The sequence below is a fragment of the Nonomuraea sp. NPDC050786 genome, assembly GCF_040654115.1.
In the GTDB taxonomy this organism is placed as follows: Bacteria; Actinomycetota; Actinomycetes; order Streptosporangiales; family Streptosporangiaceae; genus Nonomuraea.
This window is the reverse complement of the sequence record NZ_JBFAHJ010000013.1, coordinates 1-15,611: the sequence shown is the minus strand read 5'-3', so window position 1 is coordinate 15,611 and position 15,611 is coordinate 1. Positions and strand designations below refer to the sequence as shown.

Genomic DNA, 15,611 nt, shown 5'->3' with positions numbered 1-15,611 from the left:
CCCTCGCTGGTCAAGAGATACCCGTCTCTTAACCAAGGCGAGCCTAAGGTGACGTAATTGGTACCCGCAAGACCAGCAAATGACCTCAACCGACCAGTCGGTATGCTAGGGCGGGACCAAGGGGGACAATGTGAAAGAGGAACCGGTCAGGCAGCGGTTGCTCGCGGAGGCGACCCGCCTGTTCGCCGAGCGCGGCTTCGAGGGCGCCTCCGTCCAGGAGATCGTCGTGGCGGCCGGCGTCACCAAGGGCGCCATGTACCACTACTTCAACTCCAAGGACGACCTGCTGCACGAGATCTACGCCCGGCTCCTCCGCATGCAGATGGAGCGGCTGACGCGCATCGCCGACGGACCGGGCGACGTGCGGCAGCGCCTGCACCGGGCCGCGGCCGACGTCGTGGAGACCACGGCCGCGAACCTCGACGACTCCAAGATCTTCTTCAGGTCGATGCACCTGCTCGCCCCCGAGACCCAGAAGACCGTACGCGCCGAGCGCCGCCGCTACCACGAGCGCTTCCGCGAGCTCGTGGCCGAGGGGCAGCGCGAGGGCGTCTTCAGCGACCGGGTCCCGGCCGAGCTGGTCGTCGACTACTTCTTCGGCTCGGTGCACCACCTGGGCACGTGGTTCCACGCGGCGGGCCCGCTGACCGGCGCCCAAGTGGGCAGGCACTTCGCCGACCTGCTGCTCACCTCACTCGGGGCCGGGCACGTCGACAAGTGAGGCCAGCGCCTCCCGGTGGTCGCCGGGCGTGCCCAGCGCGATCTCGGAGGCTTTCGCGCGCTTGAGATAGAGATGGACGGGGTGCTCCCACGTCATCCCGATCCCTCCGTGCAGTTGCATCGCCTCTTCGGCGGCGTGCACGGCCACGCCCGCGTTCCACGACTGGGCCACGGCCACGGAGACCGCCGAGCCGTCGGTCGCGGCGCTCCTGGCGGCGGCCCTGGCCCGGACCACGTCCAGCCAGAGGTCGGCCAGCCGGTGCTTGATCGCCTGGAAGGAGCCGACGGGCCGGGCGAACTGGTGGCGCTCCTTGACGTACGCGAGCGTCGTGTCGAGGCACCACTCGGCCACCCCCAGCTGCTCCGACGCCAGCAGCCCGGCCCCGAACCGCAGCACCCCGGCCAGGTCGCACTCCCCCACGTCCCTGGCCGGTGCCGCGTCGAAGGTGACGGTGGCGACCGGCCTGGTCAGGTCGAGCGACGGCACGACCTCGACGCCCGCCCCCTCTTCCACGGCGTAGAGCCTGCCGCCGACGGGCGCCAGCAGCACGTCGGCCACGTCCGCCCCCGCCACGCCGGTGACGGTCCCGGTCAGCCGCCCGTCCGCGACCCGCGCCGACGCGCCCGGCCGGTACGGGCTCGCCGCGAACGGCACGGCCAGCGCGGCGGTCCTCCTGCCCTCGGCCAGCTCCCCCAGCAGGGCGTCGCCGGTCGGGAGCAGCGCTCGCGTGGCCAGGACGGAGCTGGTGAAGAACGGCACCGGCGCCACTGTCCTGCCGAGCTCCTCCAGCACGACGGCCGCCTCGCTGGCCGACGCCCCGGCGCCGCCGTACTGCTCGGGGATGAGCAGCCCGGCCACCCCGATCTCGCCCGCCAGCGTCTTCCACAGGTCCAGGTCGTAGGGGTCGGACTCGATCCGCTTGAGCACGGCGGCGGGCGGGCACCGGTCGGCGAGCAGCCCTCGCACGGCGGCCCTCAGCTCCTCCTCGACCTCGGAGTACAGCAGGCTCATCGCGGCAGGTCCTTCCAGGGCACGTCCTTGTCGACACGAGGCTCCGAGGGCAGGCCCAGCACCCGCTCGGAGATGATGTTGCGCAGGATCTCGGAGGTGCCGCCCTCGATCGAGTTGCCCTTGGCCCGCAGGTAGCGGTAGCCGGAGCCGCGGCCGTAGAAGTCGACGTCCTCCGAGCGGCGGAACGTCCAGTCGTCGTAGCCCAGGTCGCGCGCGAACTCCACCTCGAAGCCCGACAGCGCCTGGTTGAGCTTGGCGAACGACAGCTTCATCCCGGACCCCTCGGGGCCCGGCTGGCCCGCGGCGAGCTGCTCGCGCAGCCGTACCCCGGAGAGCCGGGTCACCTCCGACTCGACCCAGAGCGACAGCAGCCGCTGGTGCAGGTCGTGGGTGCGCAGCTCCGGCCGCGCGCGCCAGGCGTCGACCACGACCCCGACCATGCCGCCGCCGCGCCCCACGGGAGCGCCGCCGATGGCGACGCGCTCGTTCATCAGCGTGGTCTGCGCGACCCGCCAGCCCTCCCCTACCTCGCCGAGCCGCAGGTCGTCGGGGAGCCGCACGCCGGTCAGGAAGACCTCGTTGAACTCGGCCTCACCGGTGATCTGCCGCAGCGGCCGCACCTCGACGCCCGGCGCGTGCATGTCGCAGACGAAGTACGTCAGGCCGCGGTGCTTCGGCACGTCCGGGTCCGTACGCGCGACCAGGATGGCCCACCTGGCGTGATGGGCGCCGGACGTCCACACCTTCTGACCATCGACGACCCACTCGTCCCCGTCCCTGACGGCCCGGGTGGCGAGCGTGGCCAGGTCGGATCCGGCGCCGGGCTCGCTGAAGAGCTGGCACCAGAGCTCCTCCCCCGTCCAGAGCGGCCGGAGGAAGCGGCGCTTCTGCTCCTCCGTCCCGAACGCCAGGATCGTCGGGGCCGCCATCCCCAGCCCGATGGCCTGCACGCCGGGGTTGATCTGCGGCGTGCCGGCCAGCTCGCGCTCCACGACCAGCTGCAGGTCCCGCGGCGCGCCCAGCCCGCCGAGCCCTTCGGGGAACCACACCCAGGCCAGTCCCGCGTCGAATCTCGCCCGCAGGAACTCCAGCCGATCTCCGTCCGGGTCGTGCTCGGCGAGGAACGCCGCGACCCGCTCCTTGATGTTCACATCCACTTCTTGAGCTCCCGGTGGGCCAGAGAACGCTTGTGCACCTCGTCGGGGCCGTCCGCCAGGCGCAGCGAGCGGGCGCCCGCCCAGAGCCCCGCGAGCGGGAAGTCCTGCGAGACGCCGCCCGCGCCGTGTACCTGGATGGCCTTGTCGAGGATCCACTCCACCGTCTTCGGGGTGGAGATCTTGATGGCCTGGATCTCGGTGTGCGCGCCCTGGTTGCCCACCGTGTCCATGAGCCAGGCGGTCTTGAGCACGAGCAGGCGCAGCTGCTCGATCCTGACGCGCGACTCCGCGATCCAGTCCTGGACCACGCCCTGCTGGGCGACGGGCTTGCCGAACGCGGTCCTGGCCAGCGCCCGCTTGCACATGAGCTCGACCGCCCGCTCGGCCATGCCGATCAGGCGCATGCAGTGGTGGATGCGGCCGGGGCCGAGCCTGGCCTGCGCGATGGCGAAGCCGCCGCCCTCCTCGCCGATCAGGTTCTCGGCGGGTACGCGTACGTCCTCGAACACGACCTCCGCGTGGCCGCCGTGGTCGGCGTCGGTGTAGCCGAAGACCTGCATGCCGCGCTTGATGTGCAGACCGGGCGTGTCGCGCGGCACCAGGACCATGCTCTGCCGGCGGTGCTTGGGCGCGTCGGGGTTCGTCTGGCCCATGACGATGAAGATCTTGCAGTCGGGGTTCATCGCGCCGGAGATGAACCACTTGCGGCCGTTGATGACGTACTCGCCGCCGTCCCGGACGATGGAGGTGGCGATGTTCGTGGCGTCGGAGGAGGCCACGTCGGGCTCGGTCATCGCGAACGCGGAGCGGATCTCCCCGTCGAGCAGCGGCTGCAGCCACTCCTTGCGCTGCCACTCGCTGCCGAACATGGACAGGACCTCCATGTTCCCGGTGTCGGGCGCGGCGCAGTTCGTGGCCGTGGGGGCGATGGTGGGGCTCCGGCCCATGATCTCCGCCAGCGGCGCGTACTGGAGGTTCGTCAGCCCGGCGCCGTGCTCGCCTGGGAGGAACAGGTTCCACAGACCGCGCTTCCTGGCCTCGTCCTTCAGGTCGGCCATCAGCGGCGGCATGCCCCAGCCACTGGTCGCCGCCTGCTCCTCGAAAGCGGGCTCGGCGGGGTAGACGCATTCGTCCATGAAGCTCAGGAGTCGTTCGCGCAGGTCCTCGGTGACGCTGTCAAAGGCGAAGTCCATGCCCGTGAGCCTACCGACCGGCCGGTATGAGTGTCGACAGGTGGTCTCCCGCAAAAACCGTCATGTGGCCATAATCGCGACTTCACGCGCTCCGTAGAGTTGCCGCCATGACCGCGAAGCTGCCTGCGCCTGTGGTGCTCGAGAACGACGTCGTCCGGCTCGAGCCGCTCACCCTTGACCACCTCCCCGACCTGTTCGCCGCCGGTGGCGGCGACGAGGAGGTCTGGCGTTGGCTGTCCGTGTCCGCGCCGCGCTCCGAGGAGGAGCTGGCGAAGATCGCCCGTGGGCTGCTGTCGGACGACAAGCACGTCCCCTTCGCCGTGGTGGTCAAGGAGAGCGGGCGGGCCGTGGGCTGGACCACGTACGGCGACGTGCCGGGCTTCGACGAGAGCATCGAGATCGGCTGGACGTGGTACGGGCGGGCGGTGTGGCGTACGGCCGTGAACACCAGCTGCAAGCTCCTGCTCATCGACCACGCCTTCGAGCTCGGCTACAACCGCGTCCTGCTCAAGACCGACAACCTCAACCTCAGGTCGCAGAACGCCATCAAGCGGATCGGCGGCCTGCACGAGGGGACGCTGCGACGCCACCGCAGAAGGCCGGACGGCACCTGGCGCGACACGGTCTGTTTCGGCATCCTCGAAGAGGAGTGGCCAGAGCACCGAGCCCGATTGACGCGCGCGGGCTCCTAAGACCGTTGGCGTTTTAGGCGGGAATGACTGACCGACTGGGCGGTTACTGGCTCGGCGCCCGGCTCGACGGCGGCGGACACGTCATCGTCCGCGAGGCCTACGACGAGTCGGGCACGCGTCATGCGCTGGGAGTGCCCTGCCTCCCGACCGCCGCGGCCCGGGCCCGGCTCGCCGCCTCGGCCGCGACGGCCGGGCGCGTGCGGTCGCTGTCGGTCGCCAGGCTGACGGAGTCCCGCCTGGACGGGGAGCCCCCTTATCTGGTCAGCGAGTACATCCCCGGTCCTACGCTGCGGCAGGTCGTGGAGCGGCACGGGCCGTACGCGGGCGACGACCTCTACCGGCTGGCCGCCGCCACGGCGACGGCGCTGGCGGCGGTGCACGAAGCGGGCGCGGTGCACGGAGCCCTCACCCCGGACAAGGTCATCCTGGGGGCCGAGGGCCCTCGCCTGGTGGGACTGGGTTGGGGGCCGGCCACCGACGACAGGGCACCGTCCGCGGACGGCTGGGGGTCGGCCGCGGATGGCTGGGGGTCGGCCGCTGATGTGCACGCCTGGGGGCGGCTGCTGCTCTTCGCCGCCTACGGCTCCGACGGCCGATCAGGCAACGGCGAACGGCTGGACCGCCCGTTACGCGGGCTGGTCGCCGCCGCGCTGCACCGAGATCCCGCACACCGTCCGAACGCCCGCCAACTCCTCCTCTCCCTCCTCGACGCCCCGCAGTCCCAGCAGGGGCGCCTCCTCCCTCCCGAGCCCGTCTCGGACCCACCGCTGGGCGCCCGCGCCGAGGCCGTCTACGCGCAGCTCAGCCCGGCCGAGCAGGATCTGGTGCCGGACGTCTTCCTGCGGCTGGTGGGCCTCGACGCCGAGGGCGCCGACACCATCGTCACCACCTCCAGGGCCGACCTGGTCACCGGCCGCGCCGCCGACGAGGTGGCCGCGATCGACCATGTGCTGGAGGCGTACGAGGAGGCGGGGCTGATCAAGAACCGCCGGGAGCAGGGCGGAGGGCGTTCGCCGGCGATCACGTACGCGGCGCTGCTGCGGGCCTGGCCGCGCCTGCACGAGTGGCTGGACAGCGAGCGGGACGGCCTGGCCGTGCACAGGGAGCTGGCCAGGGCCGCCCGCCAGTGGGAGGCGGGCGGACGGCGGGACGCGGCGCTCTTCCAGGGAGAGCCGCTGGACAGGGCGCTGGCGTGGGCGGCCGGCGGGCGGCGGCGGGTGACGCTGAGCGCGGGCGAGCAGACGTTCCTCGACGCGGGGCTCGCCCGGGTACGCAGGCGGGCACGTCAGCGGTGGACGGCCATGGCGGCGGCGCTGTCGGTGGTCGCGCTGCTCGCCCTGTGGCAGCGCGGGGCCGCCGACGGGCGGCTGGACCAGACGATGGCCAGGGTGGCGGCGTCGCGGGCGGAGGCGCTGCGGCTGGCGGACCCGGTGACGGCCCGCAAGCTGAGCCTCGCCGCGTGGCGCCTGGCCCCGATCCCGGAGGCCCGCCGGGCGCTGGCGGCGGCGGACGCGGCGGTGGACGTGTTCGCCGACCCGCATGCGGGCCCGCGCTCGCTCCACGCCATCAGCGACGACGGCTCCCGCCTGGCGGCGCTCGACGAGGGGACACTGCGGGTGTACGACATCCCCTCTCACAGGCAGCTCGCCCAGACGGCGGGGCCGGTCCAGAGCGTACGCGCCATGGCCTGGTCGCCCGACGGGCACACGCTGGCGCTCGTCGGGGTCGACCGGTCGTACCTCTGGGACACGACCTCCGGTCGGAGCGTCGGCCCGCCCTTCGGCCGGGGCCTCGGCGCGCCCGGAGAGCAGTCGGCGTGGTTCAGCCCGGGCGGCGGCCTGCTGTTCGCGGCGGCCAGGCAGTCGGGCGAGCGCTGGGCGTGGGAGCTCGGGTCCCGGCGGGCCGCTTTCGTGGGCGAGTACGCGGTGGTGGGACCTGGGGACCGGCTGGCGCTGGTGTTCGCGGGGCGACGATCGCAGATCAGGCACGCTGACCGCGCCTCGCCCGCGCCCTGGCTGGACAGGATGCCGTGGGAGTACACGGCCTTCGCGCCGGACGGCGAGCAGGTCGCGATCGCCGAGGAGACCGGGATCCAGATCTACGGCCTCGACGGGGCGCCGACGCGTTACAGCCGGCTGCGTCCCTCGCCCGGCCACCTCCGGTTCAGCCCGGACGGGCGCCTGCTCCTCAGCACGGACAGTGACCGGGTACGGGTCTGGCGGCTCCATGACGGCATGCTGCTGGCCGATCGGGCGGTGCCGGCAACCGGCGTGGACCGCACGGCCCAGGCCACCTTCACCGGGGACGGGCGCCGGGTCCGGGTCCTGGCCGGTCGGGGGAGCGTACTGACCATCGAGCTGGAACGCGCGCCCGCGCCGGAGGATCACGCCGCGTACATCTGCTCCCGATACGGCGGCCTCTCCCCGCAGGAGTGGGCGCGGCACCTGCCGGAGCTACCCCACCGCGAAACCTGCTGACCGGTCCAGGCACCCGGTCCGCTGCCGCTGTCGGATGGACGGTTTGAAGCGGGCGTGGCATCCGCGACGGAGACTTGGTCCGCAGCCTCTGCTGAGGCGACGGATCTCGGGGGCGTGGCAGTCAGCGGAGCATTCCGCTCAGCAGGTCGCGCATGGCCTCGACGAGCTCGTCCAAGGTGGGTGTGGGGCCGGCGCCCACGATGGCGTCGAACATGAGCCCTTCCCCGAAGGCCACCAACTGGCGCGCATGTCGTACCGGGTCCCGTGAGCCCAGGGCGGCCAGGAGGGGAACTGCGGGGTCGCGGAAGCGGCGGCCGGCCTCGTCGTAGATCTTTCGGAGCTCGGGACGGCGTGTCGCCTCCAAGGCGAGTTCGTAGCGGGCCAGCGATCGACGCCGATCCGTGAGCTGGATGTGCAGCGCCTCCGCCAGACGGCCGGGCAGGTCCGCCAGCTCGAACCCGTCCCCCCCGTACGCCGGGGCCAAAGCCCGCAGCTCCAGCTCCGTGAGCCGCGCCAGCGTCAGCTCCAGCAGGGCCGCGCGGGTCCTGGCCAGGTTGGACGTGGAGCCGGGCGGCAGGCCGGCGGCCTCGTCGACGGCTCGGTGAGTGAGGCCGCGCATGCCCCGCTCGGCGAGCAGGGTGATGGCCGTGTCCGCGACGGTCTCTGAGCGCTTCACGGGAGCCGATACTACAGCAGTAGTTTCGCCGCACTACAGATGTAGTATGGTGAAACTACAGACGTAGTGTGAGAGAGAGGGAGGGCCACGGAGATGCCCAGAGCTGTGGTGATCGGCGCCGGCATCGGCGGGCTGACCAGCGGGATAGCCCTGCGCCGCAGAGGATGGGACGTGACGGTGCTGGAGCGGGCCGCCAGGATCGACCCGGTGGGCTCCGGGCTGGCCATCGCCGCCAACGCGCTCAAGGCGCTCGACGTGATCGACCTGGGCGATCCCATAAGGAAGCTTTCGAGGCTGCACGGGCAGGCGGGGCTGAGACGGCACGACGGGCGCTGGCTCACGCACACCACGACGCAGGACGCCGAAGCGCGCTACGGGGACTCGGTAGTGATCATGTTACGGGCGGCGTTGATGGACGTGCTCATGGACGCGCTGGGAGGGGACCAGGTGCGGCTGGGCACCACGGTCGCCGGGGTGGACGCCGCGGGCGGCGTGGTGCGTACCGACGACGGCGATCTGGATGCCGATCTGATCGTGGCCGCCGACGGCATCCGTTCGAAGACCCGGCAGGCGCTCTTTCCGGAGCACCCGGGCCCGGCGTACTCCGGGGTGACGGCCTGGCGCGGTCTCATACCGCGGGGCGATCTGGAGATCCACAGCTCGGAGAGTTGGGGCAAGGGGCTCGTGTTCGGGATCAGCCTGCTGGCCGACGACATGGTGTACGTGTACGCCACCGATGTCATGCCCGCTGGTACGGTGCTGGGTGACGAGCTGGAAGAGCTGGTCCGGAGGTTCAGGGACTGGCACGAGCCTATCCCCACCCTGCTGCGGGCAGCCGATCCCGCGAAGATCATCCGGAACGACATCCACCACCTCAGCATCCCGCTACCCGCGTACCACAGGGGCAGGGTGGCGCTCGTCGGCGACGCCGCCCACGCGATGACCCCCAACCTGGGCCAGGGCGCCTGCCAGGCGATCGAAGACGCGATCACGCTCGCCCACTACGCCGACGGCGACCTCGCCGCCTACACCGCCGCCCGGCTGGAACGCACCACGAAGGTGGTGCGGCGGTCGATGTCCATGTGCAGGCTGACCCGCCTCCGCAACCCGATGGCGGTGTGGTTGCGGGACACCGCGCTGTCGATGGCGGCCAGGCTGGGCCCGGACCTGATGTTGCGGTCCATGGACGATGTGCTGGGTTGGCGCCCACCGGCCGGGTCAGGAGCTGCCGGGCATCCATAGGTGTCCGGATCGGGGACTTGTGGGTGTCCGGGATCAGGCACTTGTAGGTGCCCCAGATCGGGCGCTTATGGATGCCCGGGATCAGGCACTTGTAGGTGTCCGGAGGGAGCGGATCAGCGGGCGTCGGAGGACGCCGAGACCGGGTGCGGCGTCGGCTTGGCCGCCACCGTGGCCAGACGGGAGTGGTCCGGGGCGAGGCGGCCGAGGGTGATCGTGCCGCCGATGGTGAGCGCGCCGGCCAGGATCGCCGGGATCGCGGTGGAGGGGCTGGCCGGCAGGGGTTCGCCGAGGAGGATGGCGCCGGCGAGGACCGAGGTGATGGGGTCGATGACCTGTACGCCGGCGTACGCGATGCCGAAGTATCCCACCGCGTACGAGCGCTGCAGCAGCACCACCGCGCAGACCAGCAGCACGGGCACGGCGACCGTGAACCAGTGCAGCAGCCGCCCCCAGTCCCCCTGCATGCCGCCGCCGACCACCCGCACGAACGTGGAGACGCTGGCCGTCACCACGCCCGCGCCGACCGACAGCAGCAACGCCCGGCTCGGGCCGTGGACGCGGGTCGCGATCAGCTGGGTGACCAGGACGATCAGCCCGATCACGGCCAGGAACCCGAGTGCGGCGCCATCGCTCAGCCTGGGCGTCACGTTGTGCTGCGGAACGAGGAGCATGAGCCAGAGCAGGCCCACGGCCACCGCGATCGACCCGATGATCTCCGCTCGGTACGGCCTGCGCCCGTACAGGAACGCCGCCAGCGGCACGGCGAACACCAGGGTGGCGACGCTGATCGGCTGGACGGCCACCAGGGGGGCGAAGCTGAGCGCCACGGCGTGCAGGCAGGCGCCCGCGAAGCCGATCACGCCGCCGATCCACCAGCGCGGCCGCCTGACCAGTTTCAAGGACGCGCCCGCGGCGACGGCCTCGTACTGTTGCAGTGCCGCGCCGAGCGCGTATCCGAGCGCTCCCACCAGGGCGACTATCAGGCCGACCCAGGTCATCGTCGCCCACGCAGGGGCATGGATCCTGCCAAGAGCATTGCTCTAGCTTATGGGCCCAGCGAAGCGGGCGAATCATACTTTCGGTGGATCATCCCCCCGAAAGGTACTCCTGACCGGGACGTACATATGGCTACTTGTTCCACAGGGCTGCCGGGGCGGCGACCACCGGGGCCGCCGCACGCCGCACCGCCCGGCCGGAAGGTGTCAGGACTTCTCGGGACACACGCAGAACAGGTGGCCGTCCGGGTCCTGCAGGACGATCCAGCCGACGCCCTCCTCCGTGACCCCCGGCTGGAACTCCGGCTTGACGGCCCCCAGCGCGATGTACTCCTCCACCGCCTTCTCCACGTCCGGCACCCTGAAGTCCAGGTGGAACTGCTTGTCCGGGCTGGGCCACTGCACCGGCTTGCGGTCGGGGACCCGCCCGAAATAGATGCTCCTCGTCCCGTCCCCGATGGCCGCGTACTCGTCCTCCGCGTACTGGATCTCCCACCCGGTGATCTCGTGGTAGAACTCCGCCAGTTTCTTCGGCTCCGCGCAGTCAATGGTGAACGCCAGGAGTTTCGCCTTCGTCGTCATGAGTACAGCCTGCCAGCCGTACCTGCCATCTTCTGTCAGGTACGGACGGGGACTATCCGTGCCGGGTGGCCGTCTTGACCCGCTTGAGGATCCGGTCCCACTCCGTGCCGAACGGGTTGTCCTGCACCAGGTACGTCCACGTCGCCGTCGGCCGCTTCAGATCAGGCTCGGGCGCCTCGAAGGACTCCAGCGAGCGCCGCTCCACCTCGGCCAGCAGCGACTTGTACTCCGCCACCGCCTCCCGGTGGAACTCGTCGACCGGGCTCATCCGGCCCAGCGCGCGCAGGTGGATGCCCTCGCGGAGGTCTGTCAGGAACGCCAGGTGCTCGGTCCAGCAGCGGTCGATGGCGTGCAGGACGATCTGGCGGGCCGTCTCGTCCCTGGTCTCCTCCGGCAGGGACTCCCAGCGCTCGGGGTCGGCCGTGGACAGCGCCTTGGCGGCGGCGTCGCCGTGCAGGACCTTGTCGCGCCACTCCAGGATGAGCTCCCGCTGGTGCTCCAGGAGGCGGGTGTAGCGCCAGGTGTTGCGGTGGATCTCCAGGTTGACGCCCTCGGCGACGCGCTGGGCGTGGCCGACGAGGTACGCGCCGCGCCGGTGGCGGACGATGCCGTCCGCGTCGGCGGCAGGCGGCCGCTCGTCGGGCACGAACTGGGTGATCAGGTCGTCCTGCATGCTGACGAAGAAGACCGAGCCGCCCGGGTCGCCCTGCCGGCCGGCGCGGCCGCGGAGCTGGTCGTCGAGGCGGCTGCTGGCGTGGCGGCCCGAGCCGATGACGTAGAGGCCGCCGAGCTCGGCGACGCCCTCGCCGAGGCGGATGTCGGTGCCGCGGCCGGCCATCTGGGTGGAGACCGTGATGGCGCCGCGCTCCCCCGCCTTGGCGATGATCGCGGCCTCTTCCGCGTCGTTCTTGGCGTTGAGCACGACCGGCTCCATGCCGCGGCGCTGGAGCAGCTTGGCGAGGTTCTCGGACTCGGCGACGTCGAGCGTCCCGATGAGAATGGGGCGGCCGGTGGCGTGGACCTCCTGGATCTCCTCCACCAGCGCGGCGTCCTTGTCGGGGCCGGTCGGGTAGATGCGGTCCGGCTCGTCCTCGCGCACGCACGGGCGGTTGGGCGGGATGACCGCGACCTTGAGGCCGTAGAACTCGCCGAGCTGCTCGCTGACGGCCACGGCCGTGCCGGTCATGCCGCAGATCTGCGGATAGCGGCGGATCAGGCCCTGGACGGTGATCGAGTCGAGGATCTCGCCCTTCTCGCTCGGCGGCAGCGCCTCCTTGGCCTCCACGGCCGCCTGCAGGCCGTCGGGCCAGCGCTGGAGCAGCGCCACCCGGCCACGCGAGGGGTTGATCAGCTGGACCTTGCCGTCGCGCACGATGTAGTCGACGTCGCGGGCGAGCAGCGCGTGGGCGTGCAGGGCCAGGTTGAGCTCGATGAGCGTGCCCGGCTCGTGCTCGTCGTAGAGCTCGACGCCGAGGAGGTTCTCGACGCTGTCGGCGCCCTTAGGGGTGAGGTAGACGTTGCGTGACTGCTCGTCGATCTCGTAGTGGTAGCCGCGTACGAGCTGCCTGACCAGCGCCGCCATCTCCGGCACCGCGTTGCCCGGATCGGTCGACCCGGCCATCACGAGCGGCACGCGGGCCTCGTCCACCAGCACGGAGTCGGCCTCGTCGATCAGCGCGACCTCGGGCGCGGGCACGATGATCTCGCTCGCGTCGGTGCGGAGCCGGTCGCGCAGCACGTCGAACCCGATCTCGCTGACCGGCCCGTACGTGACGTCCTTGGCGTACGCCTCGCGCCGCTCGTCCGGCGAGGAGTTCTGGCCGATCCAGCCCACGCTGACGCCGAGCGCCTCGTAGAACGGCCCCATCCACTCGGCGTCACGCCTGGCCAGATAGTCGTTCACCGAGATCACGTGGACGCGCTTGCCCTGCAACGCGTAGCCGGCCGCCGCCATGGCCCCGGAGAGGGTCTTGCCCTCGCCGGTGGCCATCTCGGCGACCTTCCCGTCGAGGAGGGCCAGCGTGCCGAGCAACTGCACGTCGTACGGCCGCAGCCCCAGCGTCCTGTCGGCGGCCTCGCGCGCGATGGCGCAGAACTCGGCCAGGTCGTCCATGGCGGGCTCGGGCAGCTCGTCGAGCCCGCGCAGCCGCTCGGCACGCTCGTCCGCCGCCTTGACGACCTTGAGATAAGGGGTCAGGGGAACCCCGCCCGGACGGTCCAGGAGGTTCCTGAGTATTCCCTTGAGTGAGGCCACAGTTCCTCCAACGCACGCTTCGCCGACACCGTTCCCTCTGTCGCCGGGAGGGCGGAGCGACGATACGGCTAGCGTCGCCGTACCGGACCTTAACTCATTCGGCGCGCTGCACCATCACATCGCACATGTCCGAGTCACCCGGATTCGGCGCGTACGGCGAGAACGGCGACGGCCGCCAGCAGCAGCGCGCATCCCGACCAGGCCAGAGGCGTGAGCCGCTCGCCGAACAGCACCACGCCGAGCAGGGCCGCGCCCACGGCCTCGCCGAGCGAGATGATCGACACCGTGGTCGCGCGGAGCACGGTGAGCGCGCTGAAGAACAGGCCGTAGGCCAGGGCGGTCGGCACCGCGCCCAGGTAGAGCAGCAGCGACACCGACGTCGCGCTCACGTGCGGCACCACCCCTTCCACCAGCGCGAACGGCGCCAGGCACGCCGCACCGACGACGAACCCCCCGATCGCCACGCGCTGCGGGTCCTCATCCTTGTGCCGCCTGGAGTAGAGCGTGACCCCGGCGTATCCGGCGGCCGAGGCCAGGGCGAACCCGATGCCGGCGAGCGATGAGGGACGGGAGCTCAGCGCGGTCTCGCCGGTGAGGAGCACGAGCCCGGCCACGGCGGCGACGAGGGCGGTGAGGGCGACGCGGCCGAGCGGCTCGCGGAGGAGGAAGCGGCTGCCCAGCGCGGTGAAGACGGGCGTGGCACCCATCGTCACCACGGTCGCGACGGCCACGCCCGCGTGGGCGATCGCGGCGAAGTAGGCCGCCTGGTAGACGGCCATCCCGCCGCCGAGCAGCACCAGCCGCCCGTTGACGACGACGGGTTCGCGGGTGAGGACGAGGAGGAAGACGGCGCCGAGGAGGTAGCGCCACAGGGAGACGCCGGCGGGGCCGAGGCCGCCGGTCTCGAAGAGCAGCGAACCGGCGGCGCCGCCCGTGCCCCAGGCGGTCGCGGCCACGGACACGTAAAAGGCGCCCCGCCGGGCGGAGACATAGGTCATGAGAGGAGTTCTCCGGATGGAGTGGTTGGAATGGGCCCGGTCTGCGGGCAGCAACCACCCCCGGATCGCTCAGACCCGGAAGTTCAGGAAATGCCTGCCGCCCGCTACAGGGCGGGGGGCGGGGAGCAGATCAACCGTCGTGGCACGCCGACCACCATAGCGGGGTCAGGGCTTGCGGGCCACGCCGCCCAGCAGGAGCTCCTCCCAGGTCGCGAGCGGGCCGGGGAGGCGCTCGTCGGGATGCCATTCGGGAAAGTGCACCACCCCGGGCTCCACCAGCACCAGCCCGTCGAAGAGCGAGGTGATGGAGTCACGGTCGCGGAAATAGCCGGTGCCCATGGTGGCGTGGAGCATGGTCTCCAGGGCCTGGGCCTTGGGGTTGGCCGAGGCCAGCATGTTGGAGGCGGCGAGGTAGCTGCCCTTCGGCAGCGCGGACATGTACCGCCTGACCAGCCCGTGCGGGTCGTCCTGGTCCGGGAGGAGGTGGAGCACGCCGACGATGAGGATCGCCGTGGGCTGCGACAGGTCGATCAGGCGGCGCAGCGTCGGGTGGCCGAGCACGGCGTCCACGTCGCGGACATCGGCGGTGATGGCGTCGGTGTACGGGTTGCCGTTCAGCAGGGCGCGGGCATGGGGCTCGACCATGGGATCGACGTCGACGTAGACCACCCTGGACCTGGGGTCGGCGAACTGGGCCACCTCATGGGTGTTCTCCACCGTGGGCAGCCCGGCGCCCAGATCGATGATCTGCCTGATGCCGGCCTCGCGGAGCAGGAAGTCGACCACCCTGCCGATGAAGGCGCGGTTGCACCAGACGAGGTCCACCACCTCGGGCACCGCGTCCTTGAGCTTGCGCGCCACCGCGCGGTCGGAGGCGAAGTTCTCCATGCCGCCGAGCAGGGCGTCGTGCACGCGGGCCACGCTCGGCCGCGTCGGATCGACCCCGGGAGGAGCCCATTCGTACTCGTTTCCGGGGTCCATCCGGCCTCCTTACGGCTTGTGACCGGGATCGTAGCCGAGGCCGTCCGGAGAGCGAGTGTTTTACCGGAGGTTTACCCGGCTCCGTACGGGTAGCAGGAGCGTGCCCGAAAAGGACGGAAGAAGAGAGGGAGAGAGCCCCCATGGAGCTCTGGAACTATCGACCTGACGTCTACGACCGCGGCCAGGCCCTGGACCTCATCGGCTACCACGTCCAGGCGACCGACGGAAAGATCGGGACCGTCGACGAGGCGACGTACGAGGTTGGCGAGAGCTACATCATCGTCGACACCGGTCCTTGGATCTTCGGTAAGAAGGTCATGCTCCCGGCCCAGGTCGTCACGAGCATCGACCCTCAGGAGCGCAACGTGTACGTGGCGCGCACCAAGGCCGAGATCAAGGACGCGCCTGAGTTCGACGAAGGCACGTTCAAGGAGCCCGAGTACCGGACGCGGATAGGCGACTACTACGGCCGCTTCCCGCGGTAACTCCTGTGCCGCGTAAGAGGAGGGCCGCGCCCCATCGGGGCGCGGCCCTTTCGCCGTGTCTCACGGGCGGAGATAGGGAGAGCGTCGGGGAGGGGAAGAGGGGTGCAAGCGGTGGGTAGAACTCGGGGGTCGCCGGATCATTAAAAA

General features: G+C 71.2%; 14 protein-coding genes. 5 read left to right on the top strand and 9 right to left on the bottom strand.

The genetic code is table 11. The annotated features are described in order from the left end of the window. Nucleotides 1-130 precede the first annotated feature (130 nt). Entirely contained in the window at nt 131-721 is a 591-nt protein-coding gene (locus AB0H84_RS23695) for a TetR/AcrR family transcriptional regulator (RefSeq protein ID WP_357607883.1), read from the top strand. Here the strand turns inward: AB0H84_RS23695 and AB0H84_RS23690 are convergent. From AB0H84_RS23690 to AB0H84_RS23680, 3 genes are read right to left on the bottom strand one after another with little or no spacing between them, the layout of a single operon-like run. Beyond that, complete coding sequence (locus AB0H84_RS23690; protein WP_357607880.1) at nt 692-1,732, bottom strand: acyl-CoA dehydrogenase family protein; 1,041 nt, start codon at nt 1,730-1,732, stop codon at nt 692-694. The two genes, AB0H84_RS23695 and AB0H84_RS23690, sit on opposite strands and share 30 nt — an antisense overlap. Continuing rightward, entirely contained in the window at nt 1,729-2,889 is a 1,161-nt protein-coding gene (locus tag AB0H84_RS23685) for an acyl-CoA dehydrogenase family protein (protein ID WP_357607878.1), read from the bottom strand. The genes AB0H84_RS23690 and AB0H84_RS23685 overlap by 4 nt, the downstream gene beginning before the upstream one ends. Further along, entirely contained in the window at nt 2,880-4,082 is a 1,203-nt protein-coding gene (locus AB0H84_RS23680; protein WP_357607875.1) for an acyl-CoA dehydrogenase family protein, read from the bottom strand. Before AB0H84_RS23680 ends, AB0H84_RS23685 begins: the two co-directional genes overlap by 10 nt. A gap of 107 nt (nt 4,083-4,189) precedes the next feature. Between AB0H84_RS23680 and AB0H84_RS23675 the strand changes: the two genes are divergently transcribed. Beyond that, nucleotides 4,190-4,774 carry a GNAT family protein gene (locus tag AB0H84_RS23675; protein ID WP_357607873.1) on the top strand — a complete coding sequence of 195 codons (585 nt, stop codon included), beginning with the start codon at nt 4,190-4,192 and terminating at the stop codon, nt 4,772-4,774. Nucleotides 4,775-4,797: 23 nt separating this feature from the next. After that, complete coding sequence (locus tag AB0H84_RS23670) at nt 4,798-7,251, top strand: hypothetical protein (RefSeq protein ID WP_357607871.1); 2,454 nt, start codon at nt 4,798-4,800, stop codon at nt 7,249-7,251. Nucleotides 7,252-7,372: 121 nt separating this feature from the next. On the opposite strand, the gene AB0H84_RS23665 is transcribed toward AB0H84_RS23670, so the two are convergent. Then, entirely contained in the window at nt 7,373-7,927 is a 555-nt protein-coding gene (locus AB0H84_RS23665) for a TetR family transcriptional regulator C-terminal domain-containing protein (RefSeq protein ID WP_357607868.1), read from the bottom strand. Nucleotides 7,928-8,020: 93 nt separating this feature from the next. Between AB0H84_RS23665 and AB0H84_RS23660 the strand changes: the two genes are divergently transcribed. After that, nucleotides 8,021-9,169, top strand: coding sequence for an FAD-dependent monooxygenase (locus AB0H84_RS23660; protein WP_357607865.1), 1,149 nt, complete (start codon nt 8,021-8,023; stop codon nt 9,167-9,169). 113 nt (nt 9,170-9,282) lie between these two features. On the opposite strand, the gene AB0H84_RS23655 is transcribed toward AB0H84_RS23660, so the two are convergent. From AB0H84_RS23655 to AB0H84_RS23635, 5 genes are all read right to left on the bottom strand, one after another. Next, entirely contained in the window at nt 9,283-10,167 is an 885-nt protein-coding gene (locus tag AB0H84_RS23655; RefSeq protein WP_357607862.1) for a hypothetical protein, read from the bottom strand. Between the two features lie 204 nt (nt 10,168-10,371). Then, a complete protein-coding gene (locus AB0H84_RS23650; protein ID WP_357607859.1) occupies nt 10,372-10,746 on the bottom strand; it encodes a VOC family protein in 375 nt (124 codons plus the stop codon). Nucleotides 10,747-10,798: 52 nt separating this feature from the next. Next, nucleotides 10,799-13,000, bottom strand: coding sequence for an accessory Sec system translocase SecA2 (secA2, locus tag AB0H84_RS23645; RefSeq protein ID WP_357607856.1), 2,202 nt, complete (start codon nt 12,998-13,000; stop codon nt 10,799-10,801). 134 nt (nt 13,001-13,134) lie between these two features. Further along, on the bottom strand, nt 13,135-13,998 hold the full coding sequence (locus AB0H84_RS23640) for an EamA family transporter (protein ID WP_357607853.1): 864 nt from the start codon (nt 13,996-13,998) through the stop codon (nt 13,135-13,137). A 165-nt stretch (nt 13,999-14,163) separates the two neighbouring features. Further along, nucleotides 14,164-14,979: an SAM-dependent methyltransferase gene (locus AB0H84_RS23635; RefSeq protein ID WP_357607850.1), complete on the bottom strand. Its 816-nt coding sequence runs from the start codon at nt 14,977-14,979 to the stop codon at nt 14,164-14,166. 140 nt (nt 14,980-15,119) lie between these two features. Here AB0H84_RS23635 and AB0H84_RS23630 point away from each other — a divergent pair, with 140 nt between their 5' ends. Then, on the top strand, nt 15,120-15,464 hold the full coding sequence (locus tag AB0H84_RS23630) for a PRC-barrel domain-containing protein (protein ID WP_357607847.1): 345 nt from the start codon (nt 15,120-15,122) through the stop codon (nt 15,462-15,464). Nucleotides 15,465-15,611 lie beyond the last annotated feature (147 nt).

What these genes read in the sequence shown, in the direction of transcription:
- AB0H84_RS23690 (WP_357607880.1), bottom strand. Translation starts at nt 1,732, where the DNA reads ATGAGCCTGCTGTACTCCGAGGTCGAGGAGGAGCTGAGGGCCGCCGTG.
- AB0H84_RS23680 (WP_357607875.1), bottom strand. Translation starts at nt 4,082, where the DNA reads ATGGACTTCGCCTTTGACAGCGTCACCGAGGACCTGCGCGAACGACTC.
- AB0H84_RS23675 (WP_357607873.1), top strand. Translation starts at nt 4,190, where the DNA reads ATGACCGCGAAGCTGCCTGCGCCTGTGGTGCTCGAGAACGACGTCGTC.
- AB0H84_RS23670 (WP_357607871.1), top strand. Translation starts at nt 4,798, where the DNA reads ATGACTGACCGACTGGGCGGTTACTGGCTCGGCGCCCGGCTCGACGGC.
- AB0H84_RS23660 (WP_357607865.1), top strand. Translation starts at nt 8,021, where the DNA reads ATGCCCAGAGCTGTGGTGATCGGCGCCGGCATCGGCGGGCTGACCAGC.
- AB0H84_RS23655 (WP_357607862.1), bottom strand. Translation starts at nt 10,167, where the DNA reads ATGACCTGGGTCGGCCTGATAGTCGCCCTGGTGGGAGCGCTCGGATAC.
- AB0H84_RS23650 (WP_357607859.1), bottom strand. Translation starts at nt 10,746, where the DNA reads ATGACGACGAAGGCGAAACTCCTGGCGTTCACCATTGACTGCGCGGAG.
- AB0H84_RS23640 (WP_357607853.1), bottom strand. Translation starts at nt 13,998, where the DNA reads ATGACCTATGTCTCCGCCCGGCGGGGCGCCTTTTACGTGTCCGTGGCC.
- AB0H84_RS23635 (WP_357607850.1), bottom strand. Translation starts at nt 14,979, where the DNA reads ATGGACCCCGGAAACGAGTACGAATGGGCTCCTCCCGGGGTCGATCCG.
- AB0H84_RS23630 (WP_357607847.1), top strand. Translation starts at nt 15,120, where the DNA reads ATGGAGCTCTGGAACTATCGACCTGACGTCTACGACCGCGGCCAGGCC.